Origin of the sequence: Streptomyces sp. NRRL WC-3618 (assembly GCF_001280005.1) — a bacterium.
GTDB lineage: Bacteria > Actinomycetota > Actinomycetes > Streptomycetales > Streptomycetaceae > Streptomyces.
This window is the reverse complement of the sequence record NZ_LGDW01000371.1, coordinates 24,129-40,023: the sequence shown is the minus strand read 5'-3', so window position 1 is coordinate 40,023 and position 15,895 is coordinate 24,129. Positions and strand designations below refer to the sequence as shown.

General features: G+C 70.2%; 10 protein-coding genes and 4 pseudogenes. 5 read left to right on the top strand and 9 right to left on the bottom strand.

Annotated elements, in window-relative coordinates; translation table 11 throughout:
- Positions 1-9 precede the first annotated feature (9 nt).
- From ADL01_RS26790 to ADL01_RS26780, 3 genes and pseudogenes are all read right to left on the bottom strand, one after another.
- On the bottom strand, positions 10-732 hold the full coding sequence (locus ADL01_RS26790; protein WP_234354803.1) for a hypothetical protein: 723 nt from the start codon (positions 730-732) through the stop codon (positions 10-12).
- A 216-nt stretch (positions 733-948) separates the two neighbouring features.
- Entirely contained in the window at positions 949-1,485 is a 537-nt protein-coding gene (locus ADL01_RS26785; RefSeq protein WP_053744586.1) for a MarR family winged helix-turn-helix transcriptional regulator, read from the bottom strand.
- A gap of 52 nt (positions 1,486-1,537) precedes the next feature.
- Positions 1,538-2,161 (bottom strand): annotated as a pseudogene (locus tag ADL01_RS26780) (PP2C family protein-serine/threonine phosphatase); the annotation flags it as partial.
- Between the two features lie 16 nt (positions 2,162-2,177).
- Here ADL01_RS26780 and ADL01_RS46660 point away from each other — a divergent pair.
- Positions 2,178-2,695 (top strand): annotated as a pseudogene (locus ADL01_RS46660) (nitroreductase family deazaflavin-dependent oxidoreductase).
- Between the two features lie 49 nt (positions 2,696-2,744).
- Here ADL01_RS46660 and ADL01_RS26775 read toward each other — a convergent pair.
- Together ADL01_RS26775 and ADL01_RS26770 are read right to left on the bottom strand one after the other, a co-directional pair.
- Positions 2,745-3,950: a lactonase family protein gene (locus tag ADL01_RS26775; RefSeq protein ID WP_078960772.1), complete on the bottom strand. Its 1,206-nt coding sequence runs from the start codon at positions 3,948-3,950 to the stop codon at positions 2,745-2,747.
- 760 nt (positions 3,951-4,710) lie between these two features.
- Positions 4,711-5,115, bottom strand: a complete 405-nt coding sequence (locus ADL01_RS26770) for a MerR family transcriptional regulator (protein ID WP_053744585.1) — start codon at positions 5,113-5,115, stop codon at positions 4,711-4,713.
- A gap of 422 nt (positions 5,116-5,537) precedes the next feature.
- On the opposite strand from ADL01_RS26770, the gene ADL01_RS26765 reads away from it, so the two are divergent.
- Positions 5,538-7,046 (top strand): SulP family inorganic anion transporter, encoded by a 1,509-nt coding sequence (locus tag ADL01_RS26765; protein WP_078960771.1) that lies wholly within the window; start codon positions 5,538-5,540, stop codon positions 7,044-7,046.
- A gap of 414 nt (positions 7,047-7,460) precedes the next feature.
- Here the strand turns inward: ADL01_RS26765 and ADL01_RS26760 are convergent, their stop codons facing one another.
- The gene (locus ADL01_RS26760) at positions 7,461-8,030 is read right to left on the bottom strand and encodes a DM13 domain-containing protein (RefSeq protein WP_053744584.1); all 570 of its coding nucleotides are present in this window, start codon (positions 8,028-8,030) and stop codon (positions 7,461-7,463) included.
- 171 nt (positions 8,031-8,201) lie between these two features.
- Positions 8,202-8,441, bottom strand: a pseudogene (locus tag ADL01_RS42590) (flavodoxin family protein); the annotation flags it as partial.
- 77 nt (positions 8,442-8,518) lie between these two features.
- Here ADL01_RS42590 and ADL01_RS26755 point away from each other — a divergent pair.
- The 3 genes and pseudogenes from ADL01_RS26755 to ADL01_RS26750 all read left to right on the top strand — a co-directional run bounded on the left by ADL01_RS26755 (position 8,519) and on the right by ADL01_RS26750 (position 10,350).
- Positions 8,519-9,001 (top strand): cation:proton antiporter regulatory subunit, encoded by a 483-nt coding sequence (locus tag ADL01_RS26755; RefSeq protein WP_053744583.1) that lies wholly within the window; start codon positions 8,519-8,521, stop codon positions 8,999-9,001.
- A gap of 6 nt (positions 9,002-9,007) precedes the next feature.
- Positions 9,008-9,145, top strand: a pseudogene (locus ADL01_RS46655) (cation:proton antiporter); the annotation flags it as partial.
- A gap of 728 nt (positions 9,146-9,873) precedes the next feature.
- Positions 9,874-10,350, top strand: coding sequence for a CBS domain-containing protein (locus ADL01_RS26750; protein ID WP_053744582.1), 477 nt, complete (start codon positions 9,874-9,876; stop codon positions 10,348-10,350).
- A gap of 22 nt (positions 10,351-10,372) precedes the next feature.
- Here ADL01_RS26750 and ADL01_RS26745 read toward each other — a convergent pair whose 3' ends face one another.
- Both ADL01_RS26745 and ADL01_RS26740 read right to left on the bottom strand, forming a co-directional pair.
- Positions 10,373-10,978 carry a hypothetical protein gene (locus ADL01_RS26745; RefSeq protein WP_234354802.1) on the bottom strand — a complete coding sequence of 202 codons (606 nt, stop codon included), beginning with the start codon at positions 10,976-10,978 and terminating at the stop codon, positions 10,373-10,375.
- Between the two features lies 1 nt (position 10,979).
- On the bottom strand, positions 10,980-15,875 hold the full coding sequence (locus ADL01_RS26740) for a DNA repair ATPase (protein WP_053744580.1): 4,896 nt from the start codon (positions 15,873-15,875) through the stop codon (positions 10,980-10,982).
- Positions 15,876-15,895 lie beyond the last annotated feature (20 nt).

The window sequence follows — 15,895 nt, the reverse complement described above, 5'->3', positions numbered from 1 at the left end:
TGCGCCCTGTCACGGTCCCGCTGTTGAGGCCGGTTGGTCAGGGCGGCGGGATGCGGCATGAGAGAGCCGGTGGGAGCGTACGACCGCGACCAGGCACGCGGTGACGAGCGTGCCGGCCCAGCCAGCCAGGTCGCGCAGGGGCCCCGCCCGCGACGCTCCGGCCTCCACGCCGCGCGGCGGCACGCGCCCCTTCGCGTCGTACACGACGGCGAGCGCGTCGCCAGGTCGGGTGGCCCGCCCGCACCCCCGCCAGATACGGATCTTCAGCGGCACGCCGTCACGGTCGGCCACCGAACAGAGATAGCGGTCACGGCCGGGGACGGCACCCAGTCCAACCTCGACCGATGTCACCACCACGGACTCCACTCGCCCCCGCTCCGCCAGCACCAGGCCCACGGCCGCCTGGGGCGCCTGCAACGCGAGGCAGACCCCGATCAGGGCGACGATGGCGATCAGTGCCCGTCCGGCCCGCATCACGCGAAGGTAGAGGGCGAGCGCGGCGGCACAGACCAGGCCGCCCTCACCGTCCGCCAGCCCGGGAATCCCGTACCAGGCACCGGCGATCGTCACCCCGACGATCGCCCCCGCTGTCACGCACCCGGCAACAAGTCCCTCTGCGGCCAGCCACCGCGGCGGGAGGCCGACGAACTCGGCCGGCCCCCACACCGTGCTCCGCAGATGCGTCATCAGGTGCCGTTCCGGCTCGGGCAGGAGTCGCCGCCTTCGGCGCATTCACGTGCCTCCCTCCCAGCGTCCTTCCGTGTCCGGCCATGACCCCGCATCCTGGCGTGACAGGCGGGCGGTCCGCACTGCTCCCAGCCGGACAGGTACGCGCGGCTGCGTTGCCGGGATCAGGCAGCCAGACCGCACCCGCACGCTTCCCTTGCATTATGCAAAACGCGCCGCGGGCGGAGAGCGGGCCCGAATCCGGCGGCGGCTCCGGGCGGGTCAGGCGTCGCGGGCCACCGACACGTCGACCGCCCAGCCCAGTGGGTGCGGTTCCGCGGCGTCCAGCGCCTCCGCGAGGGGTTCTCCCCCTGCCTCGTTGAAGGCTGCGAGGGCCTCCATGAGTGCCAGCCGTTGCGTAGGGGTGAGCCGTTCGACGATCGCGGCGATCTCGGCGCGGCGCCGGGCGGTGACGTCCACAACTGTGCGGCGTCCCTCGTCCGTGAGCTGCAGCAGGGTCTCGCGACGATTGTCGGGGTTGGACTGCCGGTCGGCGAGTCCGGCCGCGATCAGCCGGTCGACCATCCGCATCGCGGTGGACGGCGCTACCTGGAGAACGTCGGCGAGTGTGACCAGTTTGGTGGCCCCGCGTGTGGACAACACCACCAGCATGCGGAACTGCGGCAGCGTCACCCGCTCCTCGACCTCCGCAAGGGAGCGGGCGGAGACCGCCACCAGCAGGCGGGATGCGGTCAGCACCTCGCGGGTCACCACGTCAACATCATCCATCGTCCCCGAAGGGGTCTTACGCTCCGGCATAGGTCCTTTCTACCGCCCCGAACACGCTGCTCACTCACACATGGGGACTCGCTCACGCAAGGGGAACAGATTTTCCTTCCCCGTGACCGTGATAGCGGAGCAGGAGCATCGCGGCGTCGTCGTGGGGCGGACCGCCGGCGTGCTGGGCAAGGTCCGCGCGCAGGGCCTCCAGGGCTCGGTGTGCGTCGGGGTCCTTGAGCAGGTGCACGCGCTCGCCGACGGGGTAGAAGCGGCCGTCCTCGTCGCGGGCCTCGGTGACACCGTCGGTGTACAGCAGCAGCTGCTCACCGGGGGCGAAGGCCACCCGGTACGGCTTCGGCCCCTCCCCCGCGTGTACGCCCAGGCCGAGCGGGAGGGCGTAGGCGAGCGGCTGCGGGAAGTCGACGGCTCCGTCCTGGCGTACGACCATCGGGGCCGGGTGCCCGTAGTCGAGGAAGACGACCTCGTGGCGTGCGCCGATCTCGGCGAGGATCGCGGTGACGAATTTCTCGCCCTCCAGTTCCCGGGCCAAACTCCGTTCCAGGCGCTCGCCGAGGCCCACCAGGTTCGGCTCGTCGTGCGCCGCCTCCCTGAAGGCGCCGAGGACGACGGCTGCTGTCTCCACCGCGGCCAGGCCCTTGCCCTGCACATCGCCCACGATCACCCGGATGCCGTGCGGCGAGGCCACCACCTCGTACCCGCGGAAGGCGACCATGAGGCGCAGAAACACCACACCTCGCCGCCCCCAACTCCCCACCGGGTGGCGGCGCCTGGCCGCGCGGCTGCCGATTCTGCTCTTCCGCGCGGGACTGGGGTCCCTCTTCGGGAAACGGCTGCTCCTGCTGCACCACGTCGGTCGCGTCAGCGGCCTCGACCGCCTGGTGGTCCTGGAAGTGGTGTCCCCTCCCCGGCCGACGCGAGTTGGACCGTCGCCTCCGGATTCGGGCCGACGGCCAACTGGTACGGGAACCTGCGCGAGCAGCCGAAGACGCTCCTCCAGATCGGCACCCGCCGTTACGCCGTCACTGCCCGCTTCCTCACACCTGACGAAGGCGCCGAGGTCACGGCCGACTACGCCCGGCGCCGTCCCCGGACGGCCCGCCGCCTGTGCGCATACATGGGGCTTCACGTCGACGGCCGCGAGGCGTCGTACCGCGAGGCGGGGCGAACCGTCCCCTTCGTCCGCCTCGACGCCGCCGGACACTGTCGGCACGGCCGCTCACACGCGTAACGCCCCGGACAAGGACGTCCGGGGCGTGGGGCCGCGGTGGCCGCGTTCTTTACACCGCGACGATGCCCTCCATGCCTGACTCGGCGAAGGCGGGCAGCCCTGTGGTGGTGGTGACCTTGGTGAGCGAGCCGTTCCTGCCTACGCGGAAGCCGTCGACCGTGCCGGAGACGGCGTTCTGCACGTACAGGAACTTCTCGTCCTTGGTCACCGCCAGGTCGATGACGCCCTGGGACATGGCCGAGGGCGGGGTGGCGATGCCGACATCGTTGGTGAGCGCGAGCTTTCCGTGCCGGTCCGTGCGGTAGCCGGTGACCGTGGAATTGCCGGTGTTACCCCCGTAGAAGAAGTCGCCGGCCCGCTCCAGCCAGCACAGCGTGTTCTGACCGTTGGCCAGCGGCTGCTGGACGACCTTGAGGGTTCCGTCGGCGCGCACCTTGTACGTGGTGACCGTCGACTTCTCGGCCTCGGCCACCAGCATCCGGCCGCCCTTGTCGAAGGTGATCGCGAACGGCACGCCACCGGCCGAGTCGTTGACCACCGGCTGATGGGCGGGACGTCCGTCGTGCCGTATCGGGAAGACCTCGACGGTGTTCGCCGACTTGGTCGTGACGACCAGCGCACGGCCGTCCGGCGTGAACGCGACCTGGCCGGGCGAGCTGCTGAACAACGGCACCTTCTTGTTGTCCAGCCCCAGCGAGCGAGAGGAACCGCTCAGCGGCACCAGCCCCTTCGCGGTGATCCGGAATCCCTGGACGCTGCCTTTCCCGCCCGCGTTCATGACGTACGCCAGGCCGCCGGAGACCGCGATCGACGCGGGGAAGTCCCCGCCGGAGGAGACTATGTGACGGTCTGTCAGCTTCCGCCCCTGGACCCGGAACGACGTCACGGTGTTACTGCCCGCGTTGACCGCCAGCAGTAAACCCGACCGGTCGTCGTAGACGAGGGATCCCTGGGAGGCGAGCGAATCGGTGGGCGCGTCGACCTGGTCCCCTCCTTTGCCACCGGTCGCGTAGCGGGCCGCGGCACCCAGCGTGCCGTCGTCACCACGCTCGAAGACGTGGATGGTGTTGCCGGCGAGTTCGTTGCCCTGCACGAAGACCGCGTGGTCGGCCTTGGCCGCGCTCCCGGGCCGCTGGACTTCCCCGGCGGAGGCGAAGTTCACCGTGGTCGCGGCCGCCACCACGGCGATGATCCCGGCTCCGGCAACGGACAGTTGGGCCTGTAGCGACGACCTGCGCCTGGTGTGCCTGCTCATGGGTTGCTCCTCGGACCTCCGCCGCCACCACGGAACGGCGGCGCGCAGCACCAGAGTTGCCTGCGGGACGGGCGGGACGCGAGGGCTAACTCCACCACGTCAGGCTCTCGTAAGGTCTCCGCCCCTGTCAGACCATCCACCGGGTGTCACTATCAGTTCGTCCGACGCCGACCGAACGCATGGGAGGACTTCCCAGCACCGGGATGACTGGCGATTTCATTTTGCACTATGCAATGATTGAGTGGGGAGCCGACCGATGGTCGATTGCCGTTGCGCCCAGGAGTGATACCGGCAATGTTTCGCGGCACGGGCGGCACACCGGCCGTCGGCGGGCTCCCCTCCTGCCAGTTGTGCGCCCTCCCGGCCATGCCGGAGCCTCGCCGCGGACGAGCTACCGGGAGGTGAGTCCGTGAGCGTGGACGGCTCATACCCAGCACCGCAAGCCCGAACAGACCGACGGCGCCCCGACGACCACGGATCCACTCGGCACCTCCGGCAACGAGGCTGCGTCCCACGGCCGGAGAACCCGAGGGGAAGAGGGAACCGCGACCACTCAAAGGCACGGCGACATGGGAACGCCCGAAGAGCAGGACGGCCCGCCGCCCGGCCCAAGAAGTTCTGGTTGTGCGACGACACGGTGTCCGGCTCACGGGTCAGGGCACCGGCCGGCCCGTCACGCACCACAGGTGGTGCGCCGCAGATCAGCACCCAGGTTGCTACTCGCCAACAGCCATCGCGCCCAAGAGCCGACGGGACTGTGTCAGGAGGTGGGAGTTTTCGTCAGGCGCTCCGCAAGCGTGGTCGCGAACTCCTCCGCCCTGGCCAGCTGCACACGCAGATCGGCGACCCGCTGCTGGGCGGCCCGCTCGAACCCCCTTATGCGTTCCAGCAGTTGCTCCCGTTCTCCGAGTGGCAGTTCCTCGCCGGCGTCGAGGCGGTCGGTGGCGTCGAGGAGGGTGCGCATCTCGTCGAGGGTGAAGCTGAGTGGCTTCATGCGGCGGATGACCATCAGGCGGGCGACATCGGACTCGGTGTAGAGGCGGAAGCCTCCCTGGGAGCGGGCGGAGGGGATGACGAGGCCGGTGTCCTCGTAGTGCCGGATGGTGCGCAGCGACAGTTCGGTTCGTGTGGCGACCTCACCGATCTGCATGTGCTCGCCGCTCACGCGGGGTCCCTCCCTCGTCTCTCACTGCGGCCGTGGGCTGGCGCCGCCGATCTCTACTCTAACGTTAGGGTAGAGTTTTCTTGGTGTCGGGCCGACTCGCTGCCGTGCCCGTTCCCGTGGAGCGGGATGCCGTCCCGTGGTCATCAACCGTGTCGGGGCCGACGAAGCCCTCGGCGAAGACCGACGTCCGTCGTCCGCAGGAGAGCGCGTGCGCATGTCCGTGCCGCCGGCGTTGTTGCCTGTCCGCCGTGACTTTTCGCCCTCAACCAGCATCGGACTCTCTCGCAGGTCACTTCGCTGCCGCCCCCTGACTTCGGTCCGCGCCGCTCGCGGACTTCGTGGATCGCCGCCCCGGTGCTCCATGCCTTCCTGCGCGCCCGTGTGATGCCGGGTGTGCCCGAGCACGACAGGTTCCTCTCGTCTTGTCTTCCTCCGCACTGTCCCCGGCCGCGTGGCTGCATGGTTCCCGACGTCCCACCTGGCTGTCCGACCCGAAAGTGCTGCGCACCGAGGTGCTCGCCGGTCTCGTGGTCGCCCTTGCCCTGATCCCGGAGGCGATCTCGTTCTCGATCATCGCCGGAGTCGACCCAGCGATCGGCCTCTTCGCCTCGTTCACGATGGCCGTGACCATCGCCATCGTCGGCGGCAGACCGGCCATGATCTCCGCGGCCACCGGCGCGGTCGCCCTGGTCATCGCCCCGCTCAACCGCGAGCACGGCTTCGGCTACCTCGTCGCCGCCGTCATCCTGGCCGGTGTCTTCCAGATCGTCCTCGGCGCGCTCGGGGTGGCGAAGCTGATGCGGTTCGTGCCGCGCAGCGTGATGGTCGGATTCGTCAACTCCCTCGCCATCCTCATCTTCATGGCCCAGGTACCGGAGATGACCGGGGTGCCATGGCCGGTCTATCCGCTGATCGCCGCCGGGCTGGCACTGATGGTGTTCTTCCCGAAGGTCACCACGGTGATCCCGGCCCCGCTGGTGTCGATCGTCATCCTCACCGTCATCACCCTCGCGGCCGGCATCGCGGTGCCGACCGTGGGCGACAAGGGCGACCTGCCGTCCTCCCTGCCCGTGCCCGGCCTGCCGGACGTGCCATTCACCGTGGACACGCTCACCACCATCGCCCCGTACGCGCTCGCCATGGCACTGGTCGGCCTGATGGAGTCGCTGATGACGGCCAAGCTGGTCGACGAGATCACCGACACCCGCTCCTCCAAGACCCGCGAGTCCATCGGTCAGGGCGTCGCCAACATCGTCACCGGCTTCTTCGGCGGCATGGGCGGCTGCGCCATGATCGGCCAGACCATGATCAACGTACGGGTCTCCGGCGCCCGCACCCGGCTGTCCACGTTCCTGGCCGGCGCGTTCCTGATGGTGCTGTGCGTTGTGTTCGGCCCGGTCGTCTCCGACATCCCCATGGCCGCGCTGGTCGCGGTGATGGTCATGGTGTCGTTCGCGACCTTCGACTGGCACTCCATCGCCCCCAAGACCCTGAAGCGCATGCCGGCCGGGGAGATCACCGTCATGGTGATCAGCGTCGCGTGCGTGGTCGCCACCAGCAACCTCGCCATCGGCGTGGTCGTCGGCTCGGTCACCGCGATGGTCATCTTCGCCAAGCGCGTCGCCCACCTCGCCGAGGTCACCGCCGTCACCGACCCCGACCACGCCACCGTCGTCTACCGGGTCACGGGGGCCCTGTTCTTCGCCTCCTCCAACGACCTCGTCGGCCACTTCGACTACACCGGCGACCCCGACAGGGTCGTCATCGACCTGTCCGCCGCCCATATCTGGGACGCCTCCTCCGTCGCCGCCCTCGACGCCATCGAGACCAAGTACTCCCAGCGCGGCAAGACCGTCGAGATCATCGGCCTGAACGAGCCCAGCGCCCGGCTCCACAAAACCCTCAGCGGCGAACTCACCGGCAGCCACTGACCCACACAGCTGCTCCTCGGGGAAGCAACAGCAACCACCCTGCGGCTCTCCGAGGTTGTGGCGGCTCACCCTCTCCGCGTTGGGGGCAACTCGTCGAGTCGGCGAGCTGGGTTTCCAGACGATCGGACCCGTCGGCGAAGGACGGGGCGGGATTGTAGGTCGGTCACCGCCGGCATCGCGCACGAGTTCCACAGGATGTGGGAGGTCCTACTCGTCTCATCAGCGGACACGGCTTCGGCGAGCAGAGCGTCGACGCGAGCGCGGCGACGGCGGGGTATTGCACCAGGCGCAGCGACCCGCGGGCTCGGCGGTCGTCCCCGCGTCACGGCGTGCAGGCCACGGGGGTGGCCACGCGGATCAGACCGCTGATGAGCTGGGCTCAGCGCTGCCCACAGCCGCCGATCCCTACCGCTGTCAGACGCGGGCGAGCTGCGCGGCGCCGAAGGAGACGTCGAAACGGTCGCACCAGATGGTCACGCTGCTGTAGCTCGACGGATCCACGTCCCGGGGCAGGGCGTAGTTCTGGCTTCCCCTGTTGCCTTTGAGCTTGCCGAGGCTGACGTACTTCCCGTCGTCGAAGACATGCCACCCGGCCTGCCCCTGCTTCACCTGCGCGTCGGTCAGCCAGACGCGCAGGTCCGGCCCGTTGCTGGTGTCCAGGTTCTCCAGCCGGACCACATGGGAGCCGTCAGCCAGCCGTACGAGCTTCACCGTGCCCGATGTCGCATGCTCGTGGCTGATCAGCTCACCACTCGCCAGCGTCCGTGGGCCGGCGGCCGAGGGCTGCTCGGAGGGTTCCTCCGAAGGCGCCGCGGCAGGAGGAGCGGAAGTCTCCACCACCCCGGGCAGGGCCTCCTCGACGGTCTCGTCCTGCCACAGTTTCCACGGCTGGAACCAGTACAGCCCGAAGCCGACCCCGCCGACCGCGGCCACCAGCACCGCGATGACCAACGGCCTGGCCAGTACCTTTCGCACGCGCCCCATCCCTGCCTCGCTTCCTGGGAGTTCGTTCGCTCCCATTCAACGGAGTCGGACAGCCGTCCCGCACCCCTCAGGTGATGACGGAATCCTTACGCCGCACCGTCGCTTTGCTGGCAGCACTCGACATGCCGACGGAGTTCGAAACGCGGCGCCCGGCATGCGGGACGGTCGGGCTCAGCGGTGCTCGGGGTTGTCCGCGCCCGGCCGGCAGCCGGCGTCCCACCCCGTGCGCTGGTTGCCGTGGGCGGGGATTCCTCCGGCGTGTTTGAGCAGGGCCGCCAGGTGCATCAGGTTCCAGGTCATGAAGCTGGTGTTGCGGTTGATGAAATCGTTCTCCGGGCCTCCGGAGCCGGGGTCCAGGTACGAAGGCCCGGGCCCCGCCGGCCCGATCCAGCCCGCGTCGGCCTGCGTCGGCCTGCGTCGGGATGGTGGAGCGTCCCCCGTACGCGAGCCACAGGAACATCGCTCACGCCGAGAGAAGAGGGACAGCCATGGGCACGCCACGCCTCAGCAGTACGTTGCCGGGAATCGGGGTCCGCTACGACCTGACGACGCGGGAGAACCGCCGCCTGTCCGTGGTCCCCCACCGCGACGGGCACCGCGCGATCAGCGCCTACCGCAAGGATGATCCGGACGCCTGTGCTTTCTCCGCCCGACTGACCGCTGAGGAGGGCGCCACCCTCATCGACGCACTGATGCCCGCGTGCCACACCCCGAACCTGCTGTCCACCACCGACCTGGGCCTCGTCGCCGAACGCATCGAACTGTCGGCCAGCTCGCACTGGAACGGGTGCCTGCCGGGCGAGACCCGGATGCGTACCAAAACCGGCGTCTCCATCGTCGCCGTACTGCGCCGGGCCGAGGCGATCCCCTCCCCCACACCCGACTTCCGGCTCGCCGGCGGTGACACCCTCATCCTCATCGGCACCCGCGAAGGCGTGAAGACGGCCGCCGCGACACTCGGGCGGGAGTGACCCACCGTGCACTCCTCCGCCGTTTTCCTGATCGAGTTCGGCTGCATCATCCTGGTTCTCGGACTACTCGGCCGATTCGCGGGCCGCTTCCGGTTCTTCCCGATACCGCTGTATCTGCTGGCCGGCTTCGCCTTCGTCAACGGCCGAGGACCGTCGCCCAGCGCAACGGCGTCGCCAAGCCAGAGACCGCGGCGTCCGCCGAAGCCAACGGCAGGATCGAGACCGCCGGCTGACGTCGGGACAGAGAGTGGTGGGAGCCCGGGCGGTTGCGAACCGTCCGGGTTCCTCGGGGTCGGACGCCGTTGCGTGCCGGTCCCCGGCCAACGGGCTGCGGGACGACCCTCCGTTGCCGGGCCGACGCGAAGAGCAAATGCGGACGTGTTCCTGTGGCTGTGGCTGGCAGACCGGTCTGCCCTCGTACTGCCCTGTCGGTTGCCTCGTTGGGAAGCTGGGCGCCCAAGCGGGTCCGCGGTCGTACGACCCCCTGGGGTGTCCGTATCCGGGGCATCGCCCTGCTGGTGGGTGGGCGGGGCTGGTCGTCCCCCTGGGACGGTGGGGCTGGCTGGTCGGCGAGGACGCGATGTTCCTGCTGCCTGTCGCGGAGGCGGGTCTGTTGCTGTTTGCGGCGGGGCTCATCGCCGGGTCACAGCTCAGCGACCGGTTCCGGCGGGGTACCGCGCGTTGTCAATCCGCGGACCAAGTTATCGGCGAGCGGCCGTGAGGACGTCACCCCGGCGGGGCCGTGGCCTGTTCCCCCCGCACGGTGGTTCTACCGGTGGCGCCGCGTATGTTTCGCGTCAATCGCCTGGCCCGCTCGCCGATGACGTAGGACGGTGGGTGCAGGAACCTTTCCAGCAGATGAGGAGCCCGCCGTGCGCGCTCGTGACCTGGCGGTCGACTACGAAACCGTGAGCGTCAACAGCGATGCCATGGACGCGGCCCGGCTGATGGCCGACCACAAGCTGCCGGGCCTGCTGGTACTCGACGAGCACGGCGAACCGATGGCGATCCTGCCCGCCTCACAGATGATCAAGATCCTGGTGCCCGCCTACGTCGTCGAGGACCCGACACTCGCCGCCGTCGTCGACGAGAAACACGCCGACCGGCTCTGCCAGGCACTGGTGGGCCGCCGGGTCGGCGACTGCCTCTCCAGCAAGGCTGACCCGCCCCCGATCGCCGACCCGGACGACACCGCGCTGGAGGTGGCCGCGCTGATGGCGCGGGTGCGCAGCCCGCTGGTGGCGGTGGCGACGAAGGACAAGGCCGGAACGCACCTGCTCGGCGTCATCACGGCCTCGCACCTCCTGCACGAGCTGCTCGGCGCCGGAGGGACGTCGAGCAGCTCGTGACCGGGGTGTCGTGCGGACGCGGTCAGCCGGGCCCGCCGCCCATCTCCACCAGCGCGATGACATACAGACAGATACCGATTACCAGGGCAAGGAACACGAGCACGGTGTGGGCGGCGAGCTGTCCGGCCCGGCCTCCATCGAGGTGGGCGCGTGCGGCCCGGCTCACCCGCGGTCGCGGCAGCGTCGTGTCCTTCGGCTGCCTTCCCAGCGCCCTGCGCACCGCCCTCAGCCCGGCGGTGGTGGTGATGCCGAGCCACACCCCGTCGGCGTCGCGGACGAGGAGGGTGTGGTGGACGGAACCGTACGAGAAGAACGTCAGCAGGCGGACGTCGGTGAGGCGAGTCAGGTCGACGGAGCGCATACCTGTCAGGGTCCGCGCGGTGATCCTCGTCGCCGAGTGACGGGCCGGTGTGGATTCCTCGCACAGCCCGAACCACAGCAAGGTGGCGAGCACGACAGTCACCGTTCCCAGCACCGCGCCCACCCCGCGGGCCCCGGGCAGGGCGCCGACGGCGAAGGGCAGCACCAGCAGCGTCATGAGAAGACACATGCCCGTACGCGCCCGACGGCGGGCCGTACCCGCGTCGGGCGGCTCCGGCCGCAACGGTGCGGGACGGGGCCGCTCCACGTCACGCCTTCCCGTCACCCGGGGCCGGCCGAGCGGCGTGCCGGGCCGTGGGGTTGACCGTCGGACGCCGTGGGTCCACGGCTCGGCTGATCGCTGTCTCGACGGCCGCCATCCGGTCGGCGAGCAGCCCGAGGGCGGCGACCGCCCTGGTGAGCGGATCGTTGTCCGGCCCGCCCAGGGTCTGCACGCGGACGTACGCCGCCTTCAGCTCGGTCCAGCGGGCGGCCTGTCCGTCGGTGAGCGTGCCGCGCAGTTCGGCCAGCTTCAGCAGGTTGGCCTCAGCTCCGACGGTGAGGGTCTGAGCCTCGGCCCTGTAGTGGTCGTCGATCAACGCGGCCAGTTCCGCGTCGTTCATCACGGGCTGGATGCGCTGGGCGATCTTGTTCATGTTGCGGTAGGAGCCCTGGAGCTGGAAGGGCGGCTCGGTGCGGGTGGCGTCGGTCTGGGCGGCCGAGGCGATGTACGCGGCGTTCACCGCCATGACCGTCGCGCGGGCCGTGAACAGGTGGCGCAGCACGGCCAGGATCCGCTCCAGCTCGGCGGGCGCGCATGCGTGGGTGAGCCGGTCTGCGCGGGCCGTGGTGTCGTCGTGCGCAAGGCGGATGAGTAGGTCGAGGTCAGCGTGGTCGCGGCCGGCGAGCGGGGCGAGGACCGGGTTCGCGGTGAGGGCGTTCTCGATGAAGCTGAGCGCGAAGGCGTCCTGTTTGCCGGTCAGGACGTCGCCGAGGTTCCAGACGTCGGCGCGGTTGGCGAGCATGTCCGGCACTCGGAAGCGCGCGCCGGACTCGGTGTAGGGGTTGCCGGCCATGCAGACGGCGAAGCGTTTGCCGCGCAGGTCGTGGGTGCGCGGCTCCCCGTCCAGTACGCCCTCCATGCGGCGGGTGGCGTCGCACAGCGGGATGAACTTCTGCAGGAGCTCGGGCGAGGTGTGCTGGATGTCGTCCAGGTAGAGGAGGGTGTTGTTGCCCGTCTCCAACGCGAAGTTGATCTTCTCGACCTCTCGGCGGGCCGTCGCGTTCGGGGCCTCGGCCGGGTCGAGGGAGGTGACGGCATGCCCGAGGGCGGGGCCGTTGATCTTGACGAGGATCAGGCCGAGGCGGTCGGCGACGTACTCCATGAGGGTCGTCTTGCCGTAGCCCGGCGGAGAGATGAGCAGCAGCAGGCCGCCGGTGTCGGTGCGTTTTGTGTCGCCCGTGGTGCCGAGTTGCCTGGCGAGGCTGTCGCCGATCAGCGGGAGGTAGACCTCGTCGATGAGCCTGCTGCGCACGAACGCGGACATGGTCCGGGGCCGGTACTCGTCCAGGCGGAGCCGGTCGTGTTCGGCGGCCATCAGTTCTGTTCGGCGGCGCTGGTAGGCGCGGTGCGCCGGGACGTCGTACGTGCGGAACGTGTGGGTGCGGGCGAGGAACTCGTCGACGCGGAGGGACAGGGACCGGTCGGTGATGCGGGGGTGGACGCCGAGCAGCCCTTCCACCGTTCCGGTCAGCGGCGCGTCGGAGTCGTAGCGGGCCAGGTCGGGGCAGAGTTCGGCGGCCACCGCCTCGGCCAGGTCGCCGGGGGTGGGGTCGGTGCCGGTCGAGGCTACGTACGAGAACAGCCACGCCTCGACGAGCTGCTTGCGGGCGGCCAGGTCGCCGACTGTGGCGAGGTCGTCGTCGTAGGCCGACGTGCCCACCGTACGGCGGAACTTGTCGAGCAGAGTGCGGGTGCCGGCGCTGATGACGAAGCCGTCGGGGCCGCTCGTCAACTCCTCGAAGAGGTAGGTGGCCGCCGCCTGTGTGCCGATCGCCTCGGCCAGTTCGGCCCGCAGGTCGGCAATCGCCGGTGCGGGTCCGAACGTGTCCCGGGCGCGCGCCATTGATACCGCTCGCCGGGTCCAGCTCTCACGCTCCTCGGGTGTCGTGCCGTGCGCCCAGAAGAGATGGGCGGTGGCGCGTACGGCGGGCTCGTGGCGGAGCGGACCGGCGCCCTCGTACAGGCGCAGAAGTGCGGCGAGGATCGCGGTCGCGTCGTGGTCGTGGACGCCGCGCTCGTACCCCTCGTCGTATGCCGCCTCCGCCGCCTGCCGCACAACGGCGGGCAGGCCGGCGTCCGCGAGCGCCGCCGGACCGTGCTCGTCCAACAGACGGGCGGCGAGGTGCTCCGCGCGGTAGACCTCCGGCGACTCCGACGGCAGGGTCCGGTCCCAGTAGGGGCGGGTGGCGGCGAAGTCGGGGGCGGTGACCGGGGAGCGGTAGTCGGTGCCGGTCAGGGCGAAGGCCAGTCCTTCGCCGTGCGGGACGAGGGTGAGGTCGAGGGGCTGGGTGTTGACCGCGAAGCGGTGCGCGCCCAGGCGGAGGGTGCGGCCGTCGTCGGTGTAGAGGTCGGCGCGGTCGCGCAGGGACCGGCGGGCCTCCTGGCGGGCGGCCTTGAGGCGGCCGTCGAGTTCCTCCGACCTGACCTGGTCGCCGAGTTCGCGCAGTTCGTCGACGACGCGGCGGACCTTGGCGACCATGGGGTCCGAGGTGAAGTACGTGGTGACGGCGTCCGTGTCGGCGAGCATGGAGGCGCGACGGGTGACCGTCCGCAGTACCCGGGTCGCCGAGTCGGCGAGGAGTTCGGCGCGGCGGGCACGAGCATCGGCGAGGGTCTGCTTACGGGCAGCGAACGCGTTGTGGACCTCGTCGCGCTTGTCCGCGAGGACGCCGAGGAAGTCGTCGAACTCCGCGAACCGGGACTCCAGGTTCTCCAACTGGACAAGCAGACGGGCGAGTTGTTCTTCACACGCCTCGGGGCTGTCCGCGACGGCGAGCGCGCCGGTGACTGCCTGGCCGAGCAGGGCGAACTCGGCGGCGAAGCCGGCTCGTCCTTCACGGTCGAGGAGTGCGCGGCGGCGCCCGTCGAGGAGGGCGCGGACCCGGTTGACGCCGCCGAGGATCTCGGCGATCCGTCCCAGGACGGACGTACGGACGGTGGCGTCGCCGATGTCGAGACCCGTGACGACCTCGGTCACGGTGCGCAGCCCCTCGGCGAGTTCGTCGAGGCGGGCAGTGACGGGCGCGGCTTCGGCGACGGTGGCGATCGCCTCGGCGTCGGTGACGAGTTGCTCGATGTCGGCCTGGTGGCCGGCGAAGGCGTCCACGCGCGCGAGGTGGGTGACGGCCCGCTGTCCGAAAGTGGCGAGGTCGGCCTCAGCTTCGGCGGCGAGTTCGTCGATGCGGCCGGTGTCGGCGTACCGCATGCCTTTGAGGGTGAGCAGGTGGCCCTGAGCATGGCGCAGTTCGGTCAGGCCGGTCATCCAGGCGGCGGCGCTGCGCGGGGCCTCGCCGCGCAGACGCCGTACGACAGCGGCGACCCGTTCTCCGGCTTCCGTGAGCGCGTCCGATGCCTGCCGGGTGAGGGTCTGAACGGCCTCGAACTCGGCCAAGACCTGCTCAGCGGTGGCCCGCACCTGCGTGAGCGGCTCGTGCAGATCGCCGAGTTCGGGCTCGCCCAGCCAGTGGTAGGAGTCCGCCGCCCGGACGCAGGCGGCGGCCAGTGCCTCGTACACCTCGCTCGTAGGGGTGGTCTCGGTGACGGCGCGGGTGATGGACAGGCAGTCGGAGATGCCGCGTACGAGGTCGGCGTTGCCGACACGGGCGAGCGGGCCGGTGCCTGCCGGCTGGGCGGCGGCGTGGGTGTCGGAGACGAAGGGCGAGTTCCAGAGCTGAACGGGGTGGACGCGCTGTGGTTCGTCGTTGTCGGCGCGCAGCACGACGAGCGCGCCGTCGTCGTAGAGCGCCCAGCCGTGGCAGGACAGCGGGGTCGCGACCTCCTTGCGGATCACGTTGTACGGCAGCAGCAGGCTGCGTCCCTCCACGCGCGCGTGGAACGCGAACAGGACGTCCTCACCGTTGGGCGAGCGGACCACTCGCTCGAACTCCAGGGCTGCCGTGTCCAAGGGGGCGGCGACGCCGTCGAAGGTCTTGTACGTGCCTGTGGCCAGGCAGTACCCGCCGGGGAAGACGATGCCCTGGTCCTCGGGCAGCCGACGGCACGCCTGCCCGATGCTGTCCAGGCGGACGACCGTCCTAGTGAGCGTGTTGAACACCAGGTGGCGGTCGGTGTCCTCCTTGTAGGGACGCACACGGATCAGGATCAGGGCGCCCACGCGCGCGTACGTGATGTCGGCGTCGGCAAGGGACTGCAGCGGCTCGTCGACCGGCTCCGCGTAAATGCCCTCGGCGGTCTCGGTGTTGTTCTCGACCCTGACGGTGAGGGTGCCGCCGACGGTCGCGACGAAGACCTCGCCCTCGATGGAGACGTGTGGATGGCGGCCGAGAACGTGGTCCTCCCGGGTGGTGACGGTCCACTCGAAGTCGTGGGAGGGCGGGAATACGTTGAGATGCTCGTCGCGGTCCCCGCGCGAGTCCAGGAAGGACACCTGGCCGTCGTCGGTGACGGCCCAGCGCAGGACGCGGATGTCTCCGGTCTTCTCCCCGGTCTGGAAGACGGCCAGCAACTTGCCCTCGACACGGCGAAGCTGCAGCAGGTGGGCCTGCCGGTAGTAGCGGTAGAGCGCGTCGAACTCACGGACGAACGCCGGGTCGTCCAGCAGGCCGGGTACGGCGTCGTCGGGGAGCCGGTTCAGGTCGCGGTCGTGCAGCGCGAACACGTCGCCGACGGCCGTCTCGGGCCCCCGGCCGAGGAAGACGTTGTGACCGAAGAGCAGGGCCCCGCCGACGGCGACGATGTCTCGGGGCACGCAGTTGTGCTCGGTGCGCAGCCGCTGGGTGCTCCTCAGTTCCAGCCGGGTGGAGCCGAACTCCTCGGTCCGGCGGGCGTTGAGTGCCTCGGCTCGGCGGGCGAGGTCGGCGACCTGCGCGGTGAGGCGGTCGCGCAGCACCTCGTACGTGCCGGTGTCCAGACCGGTGGTCATGGGATCCCTCTCGGAAAGTC

Bases quoted from the DNA above. Each gene is read 5' to 3' on its own strand.
- ADL01_RS26775 (WP_078960772.1), bottom strand. From the start codon at position 3,950: ATGAGCAGGCACACCAGGCGCAGGTCGTCGCTACAGGCCCAACTGTCC.
- ADL01_RS26755 (WP_053744583.1), top strand. From the start codon at position 8,519: ATGGGCACGCCACGCCTCAGCAGTACGTTGCCGGGAATCGGGGTCCGC.
- ADL01_RS26785 (WP_053744586.1), bottom strand. From the start codon at position 1,485: ATGCCGGAGCGTAAGACCCCTTCGGGGACGATGGATGATGTTGACGTG.
- ADL01_RS26790 (WP_234354803.1), bottom strand. From the start codon at position 732: ATGCGCCGAAGGCGGCGACTCCTGCCCGAGCCGGAACGGCACCTGATG.
- ADL01_RS26740 (WP_053744580.1), bottom strand. From the start codon at position 15,875: ATGACCACCGGTCTGGACACCGGCACGTACGAGGTGCTGCGCGACCGC.
- ADL01_RS26760 (WP_053744584.1), bottom strand. From the start codon at position 8,030: ATGGGGCGCGTGCGAAAGGTACTGGCCAGGCCGTTGGTCATCGCGGTG.